The organism is Pseudomonas baltica (genome assembly GCF_031880315.1).
Lineage (GTDB): Bacteria > Pseudomonadota > Gammaproteobacteria > Pseudomonadales > Pseudomonadaceae > Aquipseudomonas.
Window position 1 is genome coordinate 3,442,892 of the sequence record NZ_CP134771.1, and the last position, 19,516, is coordinate 3,462,407.

19 protein-coding genes are annotated in these 19,516 nt (G+C 58.4%); 18 read left to right on the top strand and 1 reads right to left on the bottom strand.

Features of this window, described 5'->3' with window-relative positions; translation table 11 throughout:
- Positions 1–422: 422 nt before the first annotated feature.
- The 18 genes from mnmG to REH34_RS15395 all read left to right on the top strand — a co-directional run bounded on the left by mnmG (position 423) and on the right by REH34_RS15395 (position 18,060).
- Positions 423–2,321 (top strand): tRNA uridine-5-carboxymethylaminomethyl(34) synthesis enzyme MnmG, encoded by a 1,899-nt coding sequence (mnmG, locus tag REH34_RS15315; protein ID WP_226503832.1) that lies wholly within the window; start codon positions 423–425, stop codon positions 2,319–2,321.
- Positions 2,318–2,965 carry a 16S rRNA (guanine(527)-N(7))-methyltransferase RsmG gene (gene rsmG, locus REH34_RS15320; RefSeq protein WP_311968332.1) on the top strand — a complete coding sequence of 216 codons (648 nt, stop codon included), beginning with the start codon at positions 2,318–2,320 and terminating at the stop codon, positions 2,963–2,965. Before mnmG ends, rsmG begins: the two co-directional genes overlap by 4 nt.
- Positions 2,966–2,983: 18 nt before the next feature.
- Positions 2,984–3,775, top strand: coding sequence for a ParA family protein (locus REH34_RS15325; protein ID WP_226503834.1), 792 nt, complete (start codon positions 2,984–2,986; stop codon positions 3,773–3,775).
- Between the two features lie 9 nt (positions 3,776–3,784).
- Positions 3,785–4,657 (top strand): ParB/RepB/Spo0J family partition protein, encoded by an 873-nt coding sequence (locus tag REH34_RS15330; RefSeq protein WP_226503835.1) that lies wholly within the window; start codon positions 3,785–3,787, stop codon positions 4,655–4,657.
- A gap of 149 nt (positions 4,658–4,806) precedes the next feature.
- Positions 4,807–5,214 (top strand): F0F1 ATP synthase subunit I, encoded by a 408-nt coding sequence (locus REH34_RS15335; RefSeq protein WP_226503836.1) that lies wholly within the window; start codon positions 4,807–4,809, stop codon positions 5,212–5,214.
- 16 nt (positions 5,215–5,230) lie between these two features.
- Positions 5,231–6,100 (top strand): F0F1 ATP synthase subunit A, encoded by an 870-nt coding sequence (gene atpB / locus REH34_RS15340; RefSeq protein ID WP_226503837.1) that lies wholly within the window; start codon positions 5,231–5,233, stop codon positions 6,098–6,100.
- Positions 6,101–6,193: 93 nt separating this feature from the next.
- Positions 6,194–6,451 carry a F0F1 ATP synthase subunit C gene (atpE, locus tag REH34_RS15345; RefSeq protein ID WP_194788647.1) on the top strand — a complete coding sequence of 86 codons (258 nt, stop codon included), beginning with the start codon at positions 6,194–6,196 and terminating at the stop codon, positions 6,449–6,451.
- A gap of 57 nt (positions 6,452–6,508) precedes the next feature.
- Positions 6,509–6,979 carry a F0F1 ATP synthase subunit B gene (locus REH34_RS15350; RefSeq protein ID WP_226503838.1) on the top strand — a complete coding sequence of 157 codons (471 nt, stop codon included), beginning with the start codon at positions 6,509–6,511 and terminating at the stop codon, positions 6,977–6,979.
- Positions 6,980–6,991: 12 nt separating this feature from the next.
- Positions 6,992–7,528, top strand: a complete 537-nt coding sequence (locus REH34_RS15355) for a F0F1 ATP synthase subunit delta (protein WP_226503839.1) — start codon at positions 6,992–6,994, stop codon at positions 7,526–7,528.
- A gap of 21 nt (positions 7,529–7,549) precedes the next feature.
- Complete coding sequence (gene atpA / locus REH34_RS15360) at positions 7,550–9,094, top strand: F0F1 ATP synthase subunit alpha (RefSeq protein ID WP_226503840.1); 1,545 nt, start codon at positions 7,550–7,552, stop codon at positions 9,092–9,094.
- 50 nt (positions 9,095–9,144) lie between these two features.
- The gene (gene atpG, locus REH34_RS15365; protein ID WP_226503841.1) at positions 9,145–10,005 is read left to right on the top strand and encodes a F0F1 ATP synthase subunit gamma; all 861 of its coding nucleotides are present in this window, start codon (positions 9,145–9,147) and stop codon (positions 10,003–10,005) included.
- A gap of 27 nt (positions 10,006–10,032) precedes the next feature.
- Positions 10,033–11,412 (top strand): F0F1 ATP synthase subunit beta, encoded by a 1,380-nt coding sequence (gene atpD, locus REH34_RS15370; RefSeq protein WP_226503842.1) that lies wholly within the window; start codon positions 10,033–10,035, stop codon positions 11,410–11,412.
- A gap of 44 nt (positions 11,413–11,456) precedes the next feature.
- Positions 11,457–11,885 (top strand): F0F1 ATP synthase subunit epsilon, encoded by a 429-nt coding sequence (locus REH34_RS15375; RefSeq protein ID WP_226503843.1) that lies wholly within the window; start codon positions 11,457–11,459, stop codon positions 11,883–11,885.
- A gap of 115 nt (positions 11,886–12,000) precedes the next feature.
- Positions 12,001–13,368 (top strand): bifunctional UDP-N-acetylglucosamine diphosphorylase/glucosamine-1-phosphate N-acetyltransferase GlmU, encoded by a 1,368-nt coding sequence (glmU, locus tag REH34_RS15380; protein WP_226503844.1) that lies wholly within the window; start codon positions 12,001–12,003, stop codon positions 13,366–13,368.
- A 243-nt stretch (positions 13,369–13,611) separates the two neighbouring features.
- On the top strand, positions 13,612–14,388 hold the full coding sequence (locus REH34_RS15385; RefSeq protein ID WP_311972098.1) for a DeoR family transcriptional regulator: 777 nt from the start codon (positions 13,612–13,614) through the stop codon (positions 14,386–14,388).
- A 5-nt stretch (positions 14,389–14,393) separates the two neighbouring features.
- The gene (gene glmS / locus REH34_RS15390) at positions 14,394–16,226 is read left to right on the top strand and encodes a glutamine--fructose-6-phosphate transaminase (isomerizing) (protein WP_311968333.1); all 1,833 of its coding nucleotides are present in this window, start codon (positions 14,394–14,396) and stop codon (positions 16,224–16,226) included.
- A gap of 174 nt (positions 16,227–16,400) precedes the next feature.
- Positions 16,401–16,838, top strand: a complete 438-nt coding sequence (locus REH34_RS30215) for a TniQ family protein (RefSeq protein WP_409373327.1) — start codon at positions 16,401–16,403, stop codon at positions 16,836–16,838.
- 59 nt (positions 16,839–16,897) lie between these two features.
- A protein-coding gene (locus tag REH34_RS15395; RefSeq protein WP_311968334.1) for an IS3 family transposase occupies positions 16,898–18,060 on the top strand; the annotation gives its coding sequence in 2 pieces (ribosomal slippage) (positions 16,898–17,153 and positions 17,153–18,060; 1,164 coding nt in all).
- A 340-nt stretch (positions 18,061–18,400) separates the two neighbouring features.
- Here REH34_RS15395 and REH34_RS15400 read toward each other — a convergent pair.
- A complete protein-coding gene (locus REH34_RS15400; RefSeq protein WP_311968335.1) occupies positions 18,401–19,297 on the bottom strand; it encodes an EamA family transporter in 897 nt (298 codons plus the stop codon).
- Between the last annotated feature and the right edge of the window lie 219 nt (positions 19,298–19,516).

Genomic DNA, 19,516 nt, shown 5'->3' on the forward strand with positions numbered 1-19,516 from the left:
GAACCCCTCGCCATACCTCCCGAATTGCCAAATCTGTGGATTAAGCCCTGTGGAAAACCCTGTCTAAGCTCTGGTGATAACCAGGCTTCCTGGCTGTGGATGCCTACGCCTGTGCATAACCACCCATTTCATCCACAGGTTTAAGGCGCTTATCCCAAAGGCTCATTGGCACATGACCACAACCTTTTGAATCTCTGTACATCACGTAAATAGAGGGCTGTGTAGATCTATCCACAGAAAATGGCCTGTGTATAAATAAACATAAAAACAAAGCTTTAATAAATTTCTTTCTTTTTAATTTCTATTACTCTCGATTATCCACAGCTGGTTATTTTTTGTGCAGACGGGTTCCTTAGACCGGGACCAAGCCCTATACTTGTCGACTATCCCAATTACCCACAGAGACAGGCACGAGGTGCGTGGTGGATTTCCCTTCCCGTTTTGAAGTGATCGTCATCGGCGGCGGTCATGCCGGTACCGAGGCCGCACTTGCGTCAGCACGCATGGGCGCCAAAACCCTGCTGCTGACCCATAACGTGGAAACGCTCGGGCAGATGAGCTGCAATCCTGCGATCGGTGGCATCGGTAAAAGCCACTTGGTCAAAGAGATCGATGCGCTCGGCGGCGCCATGGCGCTGGCCACCGACAAGGGCGGCATCCAGTTCCGCGTACTGAACGGCCGCAAAGGTCCAGCCGTGCGTGCTACTCGGGCCCAGGCCGACCGCATCCTGTACAAGGCGGCCATTCGCGAGATCCTCGAGAACCAGCCCAACCTGTGGATATTCCAGCAAGCCTGTGATGACCTGATCGTCGAGCAGGATGAAGTCAAAGGCGTGGTGACCCAGATGGGCCTGCGTTTTCTGGCCGATTCCGTGGTATTGACCGTCGGCACCTTCCTCGGCGGCCTGATCCATATCGGTTTGCAGAACCATTCCGGCGGCCGCGCCGGTGATCCGCCTTCGATCGCCCTGGCCCATCGGCTGCGCGAGTTGCCATTGCGGGTAGGGCGCCTGAAGACCGGCACGCCACCGCGTATCGACGGCAAATCGGTGGATTTCTCGGTAATGACCGAACAACCGGGCGATACGCCGATTCCGGTGATGTCGTTCATGGGCTCCAAGGAGCAGCATCCACGCCAGGTCAGTTGCTGGATCACCCATACCAACGCCCGAACCCACGAAATCATCGCGGCCAACCTCGATCGCTCGCCGATGTACTCGGCCGCTGGCGAAATCGAAGGCATCGGCCCGCGTTATTGCCCGTCGATCGAAGACAAGATCCACCGCTTTGCCGACAAGGAAAGCCATCAGGTGTTCATCGAGCCGGAAGGCCTGACCACTCATGAGCTGTACCCCAACGGCATTTCGACGTCCTTGCCGTTCGACGTGCAGTTGCAGATCGTGCGTTCGATTCGCGGTATGGAAAACGCCCACATCGTGCGGCCCGGCTACGCCATTGAATATGACTACTTCGACCCGCGGGACCTGAAGTACAGCCTTGAAACCAAGGTGATCGCCGGGCTGTTCTTCGCCGGGCAGATCAACGGCACCACCGGTTACGAAGAGGCGGGCGCGCAGGGTCTGCTCGCCGGCGCCAACGCCGCATTGCGTGCGCAGGGCCGCGAAAGCTGGTGTCCGCGCCGCGACGAGGCGTACATCGGCGTGCTGGTCGACGACTTGATCACCCTCGGTACACAGGAACCGTACCGGATGTTCACTTCCCGGGCCGAATACCGCCTGATCCTGCGTGAAGACAACGCCGACCTGCGCCTGACCGAAAAAGGCCGCGAACTGGGCCTGGTCGATGATGCGCGTTGGGCGGCGTTTTGCACCAAGCGCGAAGCCATCGCCCAGGAAGAACAACGGCTGAAAAACACCTGGGTGCGCCCGGGCACCGAACTGGGCGACTCGATCGCCGCGCGTTTCGGCACCCCTCTGACCCACGAATACAACCTGCTCAACCTGCTCAGCCGTCCCGAAATCGACTACGTCGGCCTTGTGGATATCACCGGCAACGGCGCAATCGATCCACAGGTCGCCGAACAGGTCGAGATCAAGACCAAGTATGCGGGCTATATCGATCGGCAACAGGACGAGATCGCTCGCCTGCGCGCTAGTGAAAACACCCGTCTGCCTGTGGATATCGACTACACGACGATTTCCGGGTTGTCGAAGGAAATCCAGGGCAAGCTTGGCAACACCCGTCCCGAGACCTTGGGCCAGGCGTCGCGCATCCCCGGCGTCACTCCGGCAGCCATCTCGTTGTTGCTGATTCATCTGAAAAAACGCGGCGCCGGTCGTGCGTTGGAGCAAACCGCTTGAGTTCTCTGGTCACCGAGCAACACGCAGAAGAGTTATCCACAGGTGCTCGTTCGCTGGGCATCGAACTCAGCGAGCAGCAGCATGCGCAATTGCTGGGTTATCTGGCCCTGTTGATAAAATGGAACAAGGCCTACAACCTCACGGCCGTGCGCAATCTGGACGAAATGGTCTCGCGGCATCTGCTCGATAGCCTGAGCATCCTTCCGCACATCGGCGACAGTCCGAGCTGGCTGGACGTCGGCAGTGGCGGCGGCATGCCCGGCATTCCGCTGGCCATCATGTTTCCCGAGAAACAGGTGACCACGCTGGACAGCAACGGCAAGAAAACCCGCTTCCAGACCCAGGTCAAACTGGAGCTCAAGCTCGATAACCTGCAAGTTGTCCACAGCCGCGCCGAGAACTTCCAGCCGGCCCAGCCGTTCGCCGGCATCGTCTCCCGCGCTTTCAGCAGTCTGGAAGACTTTGCCAACTGGACTCGCCACCTCGGCGACGGGCAAACGCGCTGGTTGGCAATGAAAGGGCTGCATCCTGCCGACGAACTGGTAGCATTGCCGGCAGACTTCCACCTCGATAGCGAAAACGCCTTGGCCGTACCCGGTTGCCAAGGCCAACGCCATCTGCTGATACTGCGCCGCACGGCATGATTGGGAACACAAGCAAGAATGGCTAAGGTATTAGCAATCGCGAACCAGAAAGGCGGTGTGGGCAAGACCACCACCTGCATCAACCTCGCCGCATCGCTGGTTGCGACCAAGCGTCGTGTGCTGTTGATCGACCTCGATCCACAGGGCAACGCCACCATGGGCAGCGGTGTGGATAAACACACTCTGGAAAACTCCGTGTACGACCTGTTGATCGGCGAATGCGATCTGCAGGAGGCCATGCAATTCTCCGAACACGGCGGTTATCAACTGCTGCCGGCTAACCGCGACCTGACCGCCGCCGAAGTCGTCCTGCTCGAAATGCAGATGAAAGAGAGCCGTCTGCGTACGGCCCTGGCGCCGGTGCGGGAAAACTACGATTACATCCTCATCGACTGCCCGCCGTCGCTGTCGATGCTGACCCTCAACGCACTGGTGGCCGCCGATGGCGTGATCATCCCCATGCAGTGCGAGTACTTTGCCCTCGAAGGGCTCAGCGACCTTGTGGATAACATCAAGCGCATCGCCGAACTGCTCAACCCCGAACTGAAAATCGAAGGTCTGCTGCGGACCATGTACGATCCGCGACTTAGCTTGATCAACGATGTGTCCGCGCAACTCAAGGCGCACTTTGGCGAACAGCTGTACGACACGGTCATTCCGCGCAACATTCGCCTGGCCGAGGCCCCGAGTTTCGGGATGCCCGCATTGGCCTATGACAAACAATCCCGGGGTGCGCTGGCCTATCTGGCCCTCGCCGGCGAGATGGTCCGCCGTCAACGCCGCCCGTCACGCCCCGTCGCGGCACTTTAAGGAATCCAAATGGCCGTCAAGAAACGAGGTCTGGGACGCGGATTGGATGCGCTGCTGAGTGGCCCGACCGTCAGCTCGCTTGAAGAACAAGCGGTGCAGATCGACCAGAAAGAACTCCAGCACCTGCCCCTGGACGTGATCCAGCGCGGCAAGTACCAGCCGCGCCGCGACATGGATCCGCAGGCGCTCGAAGAACTGGCGCACTCGATCAAGAGCCAAGGCGTGATGCAGCCCATCGTGGTCCGCCCGATCGCTGGCGACCGATTCGAAATCATCGCCGGTGAACGCCGCTGGCGTGCAAGCCAGCAGGCCGGCATGGAAACCATCCCGGCCATGGTTCGTGATGTGCCGGACGAAACTGCCATCGCCATGGCGCTGATCGAGAACATCCAGCGCGAAGACCTCAACCCGGTCGAAGAAGCCAATGCCCTGGCGCGCCTGCAGCAGGAATTCAACCTGACTCAACAACAGGTCGCCGACGTGGTGGGTAAATCCCGCGTGACGGTGGCCAACCTGATGCGTCTGATCGCCTTGCCAGAGGTCATCAAGACCATGCTGGCCCATGGCGATCTGGAAATGGGTCACGCTCGCGCTTTGCTCGGCTTGCCCGAAGAACAGCAGGTCGAAGGAGCGCGACACGTTGTCGCACGAGGCCTTACAGTTCGTCAGACCGAGGCACTGGTGCGCCAGTGGTTGAGTGGCAAACCGCAGCCTGTTGAAGCGGCAAAACCCGATCCGGATATCACTCGCCTCGAGCAGAAACTGGCCGAACGCCTAGGCTCTGCGGTGCAGATCCGCCACGGACAGAAGGGCAAGGGCCAGCTGGTGATCAAATACAACTCGCTCGATGAGCTTCAAGGAGTGCTTGCGCACATCCGTTGAAACAATTGAGTTTGTAGCGGCCAGTCGGAAATCACTACCCGGCAGTTGAATAGGGGCTTAACCGCCCCTATACTCTGCGCGCATTTTGTCGGCACAATTTATGCCAAGTCATTGATTTACGGCACGCCGACCCAACAGGAGCCAACACGATGGAAACCCGCACGCTAAACAGGCTGCCGTTCCATCGCTGGGCAGTTTTTCCGCTCCTGATGGTGCAATTTGCCGTGTTTTTGCTCGCAGCGTTGGGGCTGTGGCAGTGGCACGGGGCAGTCAGTGGGTACTCGGGTCTTTGCGGAGGCTTGATCATCTGGCTGCCTAATCTGTATTTCGCGTACAAGGCTTTCCGGTTTACCGGCGCCAGATCAGCGCAAGTCATCGTCCGGTCATTTTATGCCGGCGAGGCGGGCAAAATAATTCTGACGGCAGTGCTCTTCGCACTGACGTTTGCAGGCGTGAAACCCTTGGCACCGCTGGCAGTATTCGGCGTTGTCTTGCTGACACAGGCGGTCAGCTGGTTTTCACCTCTGCTGATGAGAACAAGACTTTCGAGACCTTAGGGCGTTTGAGGCAACCATGGCAGCAGAAACCGCTTCGGGCTATATCCAGCACCACTTGATGAACCTGACCTTCGGGCAGCTACCGGAAGGCGGATGGGGCTTTGCTCACTCCGCTGCACAGGCCAAGGAAATGGGCTTTTGGGCATTCCACCTGGATACATTGGGTTGGTCGTTCGGGCTGGGCCTGATCTTCATCCTGATTTTCCGCGCGGCCGGTAAAAAAGCCACGTCCGGTCAGCCGGGTGCTCTGCAGAACTTCGTCGAAGTGCTGGTCGAGTTCGTCGATGGCAGCGTGAAAGACAGCTTCCATGGCCGCAACGCCGTGATCGCACCTCTGGCGCTGACCATTTTCGTCTGGGTCTTCATGATGAACGCCATTGACCTGGTACCGGTCGACTGGATTCCTCAACTGGCTGCCGCAATTTCCGGTGATCACGAGATTCCGTTCCGCGCCGTGTCGACCACCGACCCGAACGCCACGCTGGCCATGGCTTTCTGCGTGTTCGCGCTGATCATCTACTACAGCATCAAGATCAAGGGCCTGGGCGGCTTCATCGGCGAGCTCACTCTGCACCCGTTCGGCAGCAAGAATATCTTCATCCAGATCCTGCTGATCCCGGTGAACTTCCTGCTGGAATTCGTCACCCTGATCGCCAAGCCAATCTCTCTGGCCTTGCGGTTGTTCGGCAACATGTACGCAGGCGAGCTGGTATTCATCCTCATCGCAGTCATGTTCGGCAGTGGTCTGCTGTGGCTGAGCGGTCTGGGCGTGGTGCTGCAATGGGCGTGGGCGGTGTTCCACATCCTGATCATCACCTTGCAGGCGTTCATCTTCATGATGCTGACCATCGTCTACCTGTCGATGGCACACGAAGATAACCATTGAGTGTCGCCTCGGCGCTGCTTGATGTAACGATTCAGTTTTACCGATTCAATTAAAAAAAACCTAGCAAATACGACGTTAAAGTCGGGAGGAAAGATGGAAACTGTAGTTGGTCTAACCGCTATCGCTGTTGCTCTGCTGATCGGCCTGGGTGCTCTGGGTACTGCTATCGGCTTTGGTCTGCTTGGCGGCAAGTTCCTGGAAGGCGCAGCGCGTCAGCCAGAAATGGTCCCAATGCTGCAAGTTAAAATGTTCATCGTCGCCGGTCTGCTCGACGCCGTGACCATGATCGGCGTTGGTATCGCACTGTTCTTCACCTTCGCAAACCCCTTCGTTGCCCAAATCGCTGGCTAATCACTCGAATTTTCGAGTGATGTGGTGTGATGGACAAAGAACGAGCGAGGTGTTGGCGTGAACATTAATGCAACCCTGATTGGCCAGTCCGTTGCGTTCTTCATCTTTGTGCTGTTCTGCATGAAGTTCGTGTGGCCTCCGGTCATCGCGGCTTTGCACGAACGTCAGAAGAAGATCGCTGATGGATTGGACGCTGCCAGCCGAGCAGCTCGCGACCTGGAGTTGGCCCAAGAGAAAGCGGGTCAACAACTGCGCGACGCGAAAGCTCAAGCAGCTGAAATCATTGAGCAGGCCAAGAAGCGCGGTAACCAGATCGTCGAAGAGGCCGTTGAAAAGGCCCGTGTCGACGCTGACCGTGTGAAGGTCCAGGCTCAGGCCGAGATCGAGCAGGAACTGAATGGCCTCAAAGACGCGCTGCGTGCCCAAGTGGGCTTGCTGGCAGTCGGCGGCGCCGAGAAGATACTGGGTGCCACAATCGATCAAAACGCGCACGCGGAGCTGGTTAACAAACTGGCTACTGAAATTTAAGCGAGGGCGATCATGGCAGAACTGACCACGTTGGCCCGACCTTACGCTAAGGCGGCCTTCGAGCACGCTCAGGCCCACCAGCAACTGGCCAATTGGTCAGCCATGCTCGGCCTGGCTGCAGCGGTGTCACAAGATGACACCATGCAGCGCGTACTCAAGGCCCCGCGACTGACGAGCGCAGACAAGGCCGCCACGTTTATTGACGTGTGCGGTGACAAGTTCGATGCCCAGGCACAGAATTTCATTCACATCGTTGCTGAAAACGACCGTCTCTCGATTCTTCCAGAGATAGCCGCGCTGTTCGAGCTGTACAAGGCCGAGCAAGAGAAAACGATCGATGTGGAAGTCACCAGTGCCTTCGCGTTGAACCAAGAACAGCAAGACAAACTCGCCAAGGTTCTCAGTGCACGACTCAACCGGGAAGTGCGCCTGCAAGTTGCGGAGGACGCTGCCCTGATTGGTGGTGTCGTCATCCGTGCCGGCGACCTGGTTATCGATGGCTCGATTCGCGGCAAAATCGCGAAACTTGCCGAAGCATTGAAATCTTGAGTTTGAAGGGGCAGCAGAGCAATGCAGCAACTCAATCCTTCCGAAATAAGTGAAATCATCAAGGGCCGCATCGAAAAACTCGATGTGACCTCTCAAGCCCGTAACGAAGGCACTGTCGTCAGCGTGTCTGACGGTATCGTACGGATTCACGGTCTGGCCGACGTCATGTACGGCGAAATGATCGAGTTTCCAGGCGGTGTCTACGGTATGGCGCTCAACCTGGAGCAAGACTCCGTAGGTGCCGTGGTACTGGGCTCCTACCAGTCGCTGGCTGAAGGCATGCGCGCCAAGTGCACCGGCCGTGTCCTGGAAGTTCCTGTTGGTAAGGAACTGCTGGGTCGCGTCGTCGACGCACTGGGCAACCCTGTCGATGGCAAAGGTCCGCTGAACAACACCGAGACCGACGCGGTCGAGAAAGTTGCTCCAGGCGTGATCTGGCGTAAGTCGGTAGACCAGCCTGTACAGACTGGCTACAAGGCTGTCGATGCCATGATCCCTGTCGGCCGTGGCCAGCGCGAGCTGATCATCGGTGACCGTCAGATCGGCAAGACCGCTCTGGCGATCGACGCGATCATCAACCAGAAAGACAGCGGTATTTTCTGCGTCTACGTGGCAATCGGTCAGAAGCAATCGACCATCGCCAACGTGGTTCGCAAGCTGGAAGAAAACGGCGCGCTGGCTAACACCATCGTCGTTGCCGCGAGCGCTTCGGAATCTGCAGCACTGCAGTTCCTGGCTCCGTACTCCGGTTGCACCATGGGCGAATACTTCCGCGACCGCGGTGAAGACGCGCTGATCGTTTATGACGATCTGTCCAAGCAAGCAGTGGCTTACCGCCAGATTTCCCTGCTGCTGCGCCGTCCACCAGGCCGTGAAGCTTACCCAGGCGACGTGTTCTATCTCCACTCCCGTCTGCTGGAGCGCGCATCGCGTGTTTCGGAAGAGTACGTAGAGAAGTTCACCAACGGCGCAGTGACCGGCAAAACCGGCTCGCTGACCGCACTGCCGATCATCGAAACCCAGGCTGGCGACGTTTCCGCGTTCGTTCCGACCAACGTGATTTCCATCACTGACGGTCAGATCTTCCTGGAATCGGCCATGTTCAACTCGGGCATCCGCCCAGCAGTGAACGCCGGTGTTTCGGTATCCCGTGTGGGTGGTGCCGCTCAGACCAAGATCATCAAGAAGCTCTCCGGTGGTATCCGTACCGCTCTGGCTCAGTACCGTGAACTGGCGGCATTCGCCCAGTTCGCTTCTGACCTGGACGAAGCGACCCGCAAGCAACTTGAGCATGGTCAGCGCGTTACCGAGCTGATGAAGCAGAAGCAATACGCACCAATGTCGATCGCTGACATGGCGCTGTCGCTGTATGCCGCTGAGCGTGGGTTCCTGACTGACGTTGAAATCACCAAGATCGGCAGCTTCGAACAAGCGCTGATTGCTTTCTTCAACCGCGATCACGCCGAACTGATGGCGAAGATCAACGTGAAGGGTGACTTCAATGACGAAATCGATGCTGGCATGAAAGCCGGTATCGAGAAGTTCAAGGCCACCCAAACCTGGTAAGCCGCAGCGGAGGCCGCAAGGCCTCCGCTTGCTAACCTGATAGGTGTTACATGGCAGGCGCAAAAGAGATTCGCAGTAAGATTGCGAGCATCAAAAGCACGCAAAAGATTACCAGCGCCATGGAGAAAGTGGCGGTCAGCAAAATGCGCAAGGCACAAATGCGCATGGCAGCCAGCCGTCCTTACGCGGAGCGTATCCGCCAGGTGATTGGGCATCTCGCCAACGCCAACCCGGAATACCGCCACTCGTTCATGATCGATCGCGAAGTAAAGCGCGTCGGTTATGTGGTAGTGAGCAGTGACCGTGGTCTGTGCGGCGGCTTGAATACCAACCTGTTCAAGGCCTTGGTCAAGGACATGGCGGTAAACCGCGAAAATGGCGTAGAGATCGACCTGTGTGTGGTCGGCAGCAAAGGTGCGGCGTTTTTCCGCAACTTCGGCGGCAACGTCGTCGCTGCTATCAGCCACCTGGGTGAAGAGCCGTCGATCAATGACTTGATCGGCAGCGTCAAGGTCATGCTGGATGCTTACCTGGAAGGCCGTATCGATCGCCTGTCCGTGGTATCCAACAAGTTCATCAATACCATGACGCAAAAACCGACGGTGGAGCAGTTGATCCCGTTGGTGGCAACCCCGGATCAGGATCTCAAGCACCACTGGGATTACCTCTACGAACCCGACGCCAAAGAGCTGCTTGACGGCCTGATGGTGCGTTACGTGGAATCGCAGGTGTACCAGGCGGTGGTCGAGAACAACGCTGCTGAACAAGCCGCGCGGATGATCGCAATGAAGAATGCAACCGACAACGCCGGAGACCTGATCAAGGACCTCCAGTTGATTTACAACAAGGCGCGTCAGGCTGCGATCACCCAAGAGATCTCGGAAATCGTCGGCGGCGCTGCCGCGGTTTAACGGTTCAAATATTCAGAGGATCCTGCTATGAGTAGCGGACGTATCGTTCAAATCATCGGCGCCGTCATCGACGTGGAATTTCCACGTGACAGCGTACCGAGCATCTACAACGCTTTGAAAGTCATAAGCGAAGCTGGCACTACCCTCGAAGTTCAGCAGCAGCTGGGCGACGGCGTGGTTCGTACCATCGCCATGGGTTCCACCGAAGGCCTGAAACGCGGTCTGGAAGTGACCGACTCCGGCGCAGCCATCTCCGTACCGGTCGGTAAAGCGACCCTGGGCCGGATCATGGACGTGCTCGGCAATCCGATCGACGAAGCTGGCCCGATCGACACCGACGAGCGCTGGGGTATCCACCGCGCCGCTCCTACCTTCGCGGAACAAGCGGGCGGCAACGACCTGCTGGAAACCGGCATCAAGGTCATCGACCTGATCTGCCCGTTCGCCAAGGGCGGTAAAGTCGGTCTGTTCGGTGGTGCCGGTGTCGGCAAGACCGTCAACATGATGGAACTGATCCGTAACATCGCGATGGAACACAGCGGTTATTCCGTGTTCGCCGGTGTGGGTGAGCGTACTCGTGAAGGTAACGACTTCTATCACGAGATGAAGGACTCCAACGTTCTGGACAAAGTGGCACTGGTCTACGGTCAGATGAACGAGCCGCCGGGCAACCGTCTGCGCGTCGCACTGACTGGCCTGACCATGGCCGAGAAGTTCCGTGACGAAGGTAACGACGTTCTGCTGTTCGTCGACAACATCTACCGTTACACCCTGGCCGGTACTGAAGTATCCGCACTGCTGGGCCGTATGCCTTCCGCAGTAGGTTACCAGCCGACGCTGGCCGAAGAGATGGGCGTGCTGCAAGAGCGCATCACTTCGACCAAGTCCGGTTCGATCACCTCGGTACAAGCTGTATACGTACCTGCGGATGACTTGACCGACCCGTCGCCAGCCACCACGTTCGCCCACTTGGACGCCACCGTCGTACTGTCCCGTGACATCGCCTCTCTGGGTATCTACCCAGCGGTCGATCCACTGGACTCGACTTCGCGCCAGCTGGACCCGGACGTCGTCGGCCAGGAGCACTACGACACCGCTCGCGGCGTTCAGTACGTGCTGCAGCGCTACAAAGAGCTGAAAGACATCATCGCGATCCTGGGTATGGACGAGCTGTCGGAAACCGACAAGCAACTCGTATCCCGCGCTCGTAAGATTCAGCGCTTCCTGTCGCAGCCGTTCTTCGTGGCTGAAGTCTTCACCGGTGCATCGGGTAAGTACATTTCCCTGAAAGACACCATTGCTGGCTTCTCCGGCATCCTGCGCGGTGACTACGACCACTTGCCAGAGCAAGCGTTCTACATGGTCGGGCCGATCGAAGAAGCAATCGAGAAAGCCAAGAAACTGTAATTTCGGCGCCCGGCAACGGGCGCTCATCAGGTTGAGGCAAGCAGATGGCTATGACAGTCCATTGCGACATCGTCAGCGCGGAAGGAGAAATCTTTTCCGGTCAGGTGGAGATGGTGATTGCGCACGGTGCTTTGGGTGATCTCGGTATCACTCTTGGCCACGCCCCGCTGATCACCAGCTTGAAGCCAGGCCCTATCCGCCTGATCAAGCAGGACGGCGCAGAAGAAGAGGTGTTCTACATCTCGGGTGGTTTCCTCGAGGTTCAGCCGAACATGGTCAAGGTTCTTGCCGACACCGTGCAACGTGCTGCCGACCTGGACGAAGCCGCTTCTCAGCTGGCTGTTCAAGAAGCGCAGAAAGCGCTGAATGAACAGGGTGCTGATTTCGACTACGGCGCTGCTGCTGCACGTCTGGCCGAGGCGACAGCTCAGCTGCGCACCGTCCAGCAGATTCGCAAGAAGTACGGCCACTAAGGCTGCGCTTTGTGCGCGATTGAGTAAAAGGGTAGCCTCGGCTACCCTTTTTCTTTTTCCGCCCCCTTCATTCATCGGTCACGCACACTGGCCGCTCAGGATTGGTAGCTCGTCAATGTCCCTTGATATCGTCATTCTCGCCGCAGGCCAAGGCACGCGGATGCGCTCGGCTTTGCCGAAGGTGTTGCATCCCGTCGCCGGCAACTCGATGCTCGGCCATGTTATCCACAGCGCCCGCCAGCTGGACCCACAGGGCATCCATGTGGTGATTGGCCACGGTGCCGAGCAGGTCCGTGAGCGCCTGGCCGCCGACGACTTGAGCTTCGTGCTGCAGGACCAGCAACTTGGCACCGGCCACGCCGTGGCGCAGGCGCTGCCGAACCTGAGCGCCGATACCGTGCTGATCCTCTATGGCGATGTGCCGCTGATCGAAGTGGCGACCTTGCAGCGCTTGCTGACCAAGGTCACGCCCGATCAACTGGCCCTGCTGACGGTCAACCTGCCTGACCCGACCGGCTATGGCCGCATCGTGCGTGATACACAGGGCAGCGTGCAGGCGATCGTCGAGCACAAGGACGCGACCGAGGCGCAACGTGCGATCTGCGAGGGCAATACCGGGATTCTCGCTGTGCCTGCCGCGCGTCTGGCGCAGTGGCTGGGCAGCCTGTCGAATCATAACGCCCAGGGTGAGTACTACCTCACCGACGTGATTGCCATGGCCGTGGCCGATGGCCTGGTGGTCGCCACCGAGACCGCTCAGGATCCGATGGAAGTGCAGGGCGCCAACGATCGCAAGCAGCTCGCCGAGCTCGAGCGTCACTACCAGTGGCGCCAAGCGCGGCGCGTGATGGCGGCGGGTGTGACCCTGCGCGACCCGGCACGCTTCGACGTACGCGGTGAGGTCACGGTGGGCCGTGACGTGCTGATTGACGTCAACGTGGTGCTCGAAGGTCGAGTCATCATCGAGGACGACGTGGTGATCGGCGCCAACTGCACCATCAAGGACAGCACCCTGCGCAAGGGCGCGGTGGTCAAGGCCAACAGTCATCTGGATGGCGCGGTAATGGGCGAGGGTAGCGATGCCGGCCCGTTTGCGCGATTGCGCCCGGGTACTGTGCTGGGCGCGCGTGCTCATGTGGGTAACTTTGTCGAGCTGAAGAATGCCGTGCTGGGGGAGGGCGCCAAGGCGGGCCACCTGAGTTATCTGGGCGATGCCGATATCGGCGCGCGCACCAATATCGGTGCCGGTACCATCACCTGCAACTACGACGGTGTGAACAAGTGGCGCACCACCATGGGGGCGGACGTGTTTATCGGTTCGAACAACTCGCTGGTGGCGCCTGTGGATATCTCTGCGGGGGCTACCACGGCGGCGGGTTCGACTATTACCCAGGATGTGCCGGAGAGCCAACTGGCTGTCGCCCGCGCCCGTCAGCGCAATATTGAAGGCTGGGCGCGGCCGGTGAAGATCCGCAAGCCCTAAGATATCCACAGAGCTTTGAGGTGGCCCGAACCGGCCCCTCCGCGAGCAAGCTTTGCTTCCACAGTGCAAATCGATACTGAGTCGTTCACCTGTAGGAGCAAGGCTTGCCCGCGAAGACGGCCCTGAGACCACCACCATCCCAAAATAGTTATCCACAGCTGTGTTTCACATTTCCCCCCTTGACCCATTGCCCATTTTGGGTTTTGATTGCGCTCATTAACTTTCGAACCGAAACTTATAGCAATCATGTCGAAACGAAACACTCCCCAACGTCGCCACAATATCCTCGCCTTGCTCAACGAGCAGGGTGAAGTCAGTGTGGATAACTTGGCCAAACGGTTCGAAACGTCCGAAGTCACAATCCGCAAGGACCTGGCCGCTCTGGAGAGTAATGGCCTGCTGCTGCGTCGTTACGGCGGCGCGGTGACCATGCCTCAGGAACTGATCAGCGAGGTCGCCCAGCCGGTGTCTGTGTATAAACAGGCCATCGCCCATGCAGCCGTGCAACGCATCAAGGAACACGCGCGCATCATCATCGACAGTGGCAGTACCACCGCCGCGATGATCCCGCACCTCGGGCTGCAGCCCGGCCTGGTGGTCATGACCAACTCGCTCAATGTCGCCAGCGCCCTGAGCGAGCTCGAACATGAGCCGGTACTATTGATGACCGGCGGCACCTGGGACCCGCATTCCGAGTCGTTCCAGGGTCAAGTCGCTGAACAAGTGCTGCGCTCCTATGATTTCGACCAACTGTTCATCGGCGCCGATGGCATCGACCTGCAACGTGGAACCACCACCTTCAACGAGCTGTTGGGACTGAGCCGGGTCATGGCCGAAGTCGCGCGCGAAGTGATCGTCATGGTCGAGTCCGACAAGGTCGGGCGCAAGATCCCTAATCTCGAGCTGCCCTGGGGCAGCGTACATACCCTTATCACCGATGATCGTCTGCCCTTCGAGGCTCGCGACCAGATTCAGGCCCGCGGCATCAACCTCATCATCGCCGCCGTCAATCAGGAGTAATAAACATGTGTGGAATCGTCGGCGCCATCGCTGAGCGCAACATCACGGCCATCCTCCTCGAAGGCCTGAAACGTCTTGAATACCGCGGCTACGACAGCGCCGGCGTGGCAGTCGTCAGCAACGATGGCCAACTGCAACGCCGCCGCCGTACCGGCAAGGTCAGCGAACTCGAAGCCTCCCTGGCCGCTGAACCGCTGGTCGGCAAGCTCGGTATCGCCCACACCCGCTGGGCTACCCATGGCGCGCCCAACGAACGCAACGCCCATCCGCACTTCTCCGGTGACGTTGGCGTTGTGCACAACGGCATCATCGAGAACCACGAAGCGCTGCGCGAGCTGCTGAGTGCCCAGGGTTACATCTTCGCCTCCGAGACCGACACCGAAGTCATCGCCCACCTGCTCCACCACACCCTGAAAACCGTGCCGGACATCGCCGATGCCCTCAAGGCCACGGTCAAGCAACTGCACGGCGCCTACGGCCTGGCGGCGATCCACTTGGCTCAGCCTGATCGCTTGGTGGCGGCCCGTAGCGGCAGCCCGCTGGTGATCGGCCTCGGTCTGGGCGAGAACTTCCTCGCCTCCGACCAGTTGGCGCTACGCCAGGTCACCGACCGCTTCATGTACCTCGAAGAGGGCGATATCGCCGACATTCGTCGCGACAGCGTGCACATCTGGGACGCCAGCGGCCACGCCGTACAACGCGAAGCCGTGCAGTACCACGAAGGCGCCGAAGCCGCCGACAAGGGTGAATACCGCCACTTCATGCTCAAGGAAATCCACGAGCAGCCCAAAGTCGTGCAGCGCACCCTCGAAGGCCGCCTCGGCCAGGACAGCGTACTGGTGCAGGCTTTCGGCCCACAGGCCGCCGAGTTGTTCGCCAAAGTGCGCAACGTGCAGATCGTCGCCTGCGGCACCAGCTACCACGCCGGCATGGTCGCCCGTTACTGGCTCGAAGGCCTGGCCGGCATTCCCTGCCAGGTCGAAGTTGCCAGCGAATTCCGCTATCGCCGCGTGGTGGTGCAGCCCGACACCCTGTTCGTCTCCATCTCCCAGTCCGGCGAAACCGCCGACACCCTGGCCGCCCTGCGCAACGCCAAGGCGCTGGGCTTCCTCGGCAGCCTGGCGATCTGCAACGTCGGCATCAGCTCGCTGGTCCGCGAATCCGACCTGACCCTGCTCACCCAGGCCGGCCCGGAAATCGGCGTCGCCTCCACCAAGGCCTTCACCACTCAACTGGTCGCCTTGATGCTGCTGACCCTTTCCATCGGCCAGGTCAAAGGCACCTTGGAGGACGGCGTCGAAGCCGAACTGGTGGCCGAACTGCGCCGCCTGCCGACCCGCCTCGGCGAAGCCCTGGCCATGGACAGCACCGTCGAAGAAGTCGCCAAACTGTTCGCCGAGAAGCACCACACCCTGTTCCTCGGCCGCGGCGCGCAGTTCCCGGTAGCGATGGAAGGCGCCCTCAAGCTTAAGGAAATTTCCTACATCCATGCGGAAGCGTACCCGGCCGGCGAACTCAAGCATGGCCCATTGGCACTGGTGGATGCCGACATGCCTGTGGTCACCGTGGCGCCGAACAACGAGCTGCTGGAAAAGCTCAAGTCCAACCTGCAGGAAGTCCGCGCTCGTGGGGGTGAACTAGTAGTGTTTGCGGATGAGCAGGCGCACTTCGCCGATGGGCCGGGGACTCGGGTGGTGGCGATGCCGCATATCCATGATGCGCTGGCGCCGATTCTGTACACCTTGCCGCTGCAATTGCTGTCGTATTACGTGGCGGTGTTGAAAGGGACGGATGTAGATCAGCCGAGGAATTTGGCGAAGTCGGTGACGGTGGAGTGATAGCGTCAGGAATAGATCAACTGTTTGTTTTAGAGAATTAAAGCTGTCGCAGGAGAAATAAACCTGTCGCAGGAGCCGGTCTGATGACTCGAATCGGCCTCTGCCATGCGTTCGCTGGATGCTTGGCATACCGTGCACCCCGTGACTTTCGTGCTAGCCCAGTCGAGCCGGTTGATGCTGCTCCGAATTCAAAAAAATGAATCCTTGCGTTCCTTTGTGGAACGTAGTCGCTTTATTCCCAATGCAGGCCTGAGGGACGAAGCCTTTAAGGCTTTGTCTGACTGGAATTGGAACAGTTACCACGTCAAACTAATCGCGAAGCTACTAGGCTGGGATGGTTGCTATGGGTTCAATAAACTGCTGCATGGGCATACTATCTACCCTTGGCAGAGCGTTTTGAAGTCAAGATTCAACCAGTCCTACTCGGACCATGAATATATTTCAAATCGCACAGTATTTGCTGCCTTATCGGCCGAAAGATCCTATTGTCCTGTCTGCGCTAGAGATGACGAGCTACAACTGGGATACTCCTATTGGCGTCGTACGTTTCCTGGAGTGAGAGTATGTGCGAAACACAACGTTTTGCTACTTTCGGCATGCCAATACTTGTAGTGGTCTACTAACCCCGGACACCTTTTTAGGCGAAAATGATCGCCACACAGAGGTGTTCGATGAGCAGACAACGACGTACCTTCACCCCCGAATTCAAGCGCGAAGCTGCCAGCTTGGTGCTTGACCAGGGCTACAGCCACGCTGATGCAGCCCAGTCGCTTGGGTTGGTAGAGTCGGCCTTGCGCCGGTGGGTCAACCAGCTCCAGCAGGAACGAGCCGGTGCCACACCGACAAGCAAAGCGCTGACACCCGAGCAGCAGAAAATCCAGGAACTGGAAGCCCGAATCAACCGCCTGGAACGAGAGAAATCGATTTTAAAAAAGGCCACCGCGCTCTTGATGGCCGAGGAACACGAGCGTTCGCGTTAATCGATCAATTGCGGGCTCAAGAGCCGATTGATCTGTTGTGCTCGGTATTTGAAGTAACCCGATCTTGCTACTACGCGTACTGCCGAAAACGCCGGTATTCAGATGCCGAACGGGTGGTTTTGCGCAGCCGCGTGAACGAGCTGTTTACGCAAAGCCGAAGCGCTGCGGGCAGCCGGAGCATCATGCTGATGATGAAAGAGGACGGCATGCAGATCGGGCGATTCAAGGTGCGCGAGTTGATGCGCGAGATGAACCTGATCAGCAAACAGCCCGGTTCGCATTCCTATAAAAAGGCGACCGTGGAGCGACCTGATATTCCGAACGTGCTTGATCGAGGATTCACCGTCGCATCCCCAAACAAGGTCTGGTGCGGTGACATCACATACGTTTGGGCCGAAGGTCGATGGCACTATCTAGCAGCTGTCATCGACCTTTGTGCCCGCCGTGTTGTGGGTTGGGCGTTCTCACCCAAGCCCGACGCCGACTTGGTAATCAAGGCACTGGACATGGCTTACGAGCAGCGTGGCAGGCCGCAAAACGTACTGTTTCATAGCGACCAGGGCAGCCAATATGGCAGCCGAAGTTTCCGCCAAAGACTATGGCGATACCGCTTCACACAGAGCATGAGTCGGCGCGGCAACTGCCACGATAACGCGCCGATGGAGCGGCTGTTTCGCAGTCTGAAAACAGAATGGATACCGACGGTGGGCTACATGAGCGCTGCGCTAGCGCAACAGGATATCGGCCGATTCCTAATGGAGCGATACAACTGGCGGCGACCGCATCAGTTCAACGAAGGGCTAGCGCCTGTGGTCGCTGAGGAAAAACTCAATTCAGTGTCCGGGATCAGTTGACCACTACAATTCGTGGTAAGTGCCGCTTAGTCGCATACCCGAACGGCATAACTGTAAGGTCAATACATCATCTAGTGACAGGCAACGTTGCTGGTTAGAGTGGCTGACACAACTCGGCGCTATGCCTTTCTGATCAACAGTGGCGAAACCCGACGGCGCGCGAGCGAATCGCGCCGAACTGGCGAAGGTCGACCGACCTTTGAACTGGCCGTCGTTAACGGAGCGATAAAAATGACAAAACGTGATTGGCGGGTATCTTTGGCGGGCGAATGCAGGGTCGCTCCTGCAGTGGCACCCATAAAATCACGTTTTCCCAGACTCATACCGGTTCCCTATCGATTCACGCTGAAGTGCGCGCAGGACGCGCGAACATTGCATTGAAAATACGCTGACCATAAAGGCCGACGGCCAGGCCGAGTACGATCAGTACTACCGCCAGTACTTTGCTCACCGGCACACTTTCGTCGAACACCACTACCGAGCTGAGCATACCGAAGATCGGCACCAGCAAAGACAGCGGCGCCACTGTAGAGACCGGATAGGTTTTGAGCAGCGAGTTCCAGATCCAGTAAGCGAACAGCGTGTTGGGATAGACCTGGAACAGGATCGATAACATGGCAGTCGTGTTCACCTGACTTACAAACGCGGTGTAGCCGGCGCTACCGTTCACCGCGTAATCAAGGATGAACAGCGGAATCGGCGCAAACGCGCTGGACCAGACCAGAAAGCCGAAGACATCCTTGGTGCTGGCTTTCTTGTTGATGATGTTGGCAACGCTCCAAGACGCCGCGCCCACTAGCACCAGCAATACGCCGGTGAGGCTCACCGAACCGTCACTGATCTTGATGATGCACAACAGCCCCGCGAGGGCGATCAACATGCCCAGCACCTGGAAGCGGGTCAGCGCTTCCTTGAACACCCAACTGCCGAGCAGGATGGTGAAGAACGCGCTGAACTGCAGCACCAGCGAGGCGATGCCCGCCGATAGCCCGGCTTTGATACCCAGATTGACCACGCCCCACAAACCAATGCCGAACACTAGGCCATAGCCAATGATATAGCGCCACGGCACGTCGGGTTTACGGATGAAGAAGATCGCCGGTAATGCGCACAGACTGAAGCGGATACCCGCCAGGATGAACGGATCGACGGTGGCCAGTCCCAGTTTGATCACCGAGAAATTCACACCCCAGATTGCCGTTATCAATACAGCCAACACTACGTGTAGTGGTTTCATGGATTATGTGCCTTGATGAAGGAGGCTGGTGTCACGCCACAGATATAAGGTTGTGCGCCAGGCGCACACGTACAAACAGGTCGCGACCACATCCGCGCCGCCGACCCGGTTACCGACCTCGAGGAACACTAGTGAGTGTGTGCAACGCCATACTGACCTCGGTTGATATTAAAAGTGTGTGTGGCAGATCCACAGTTTCACGCCATCCGTTCACTTACG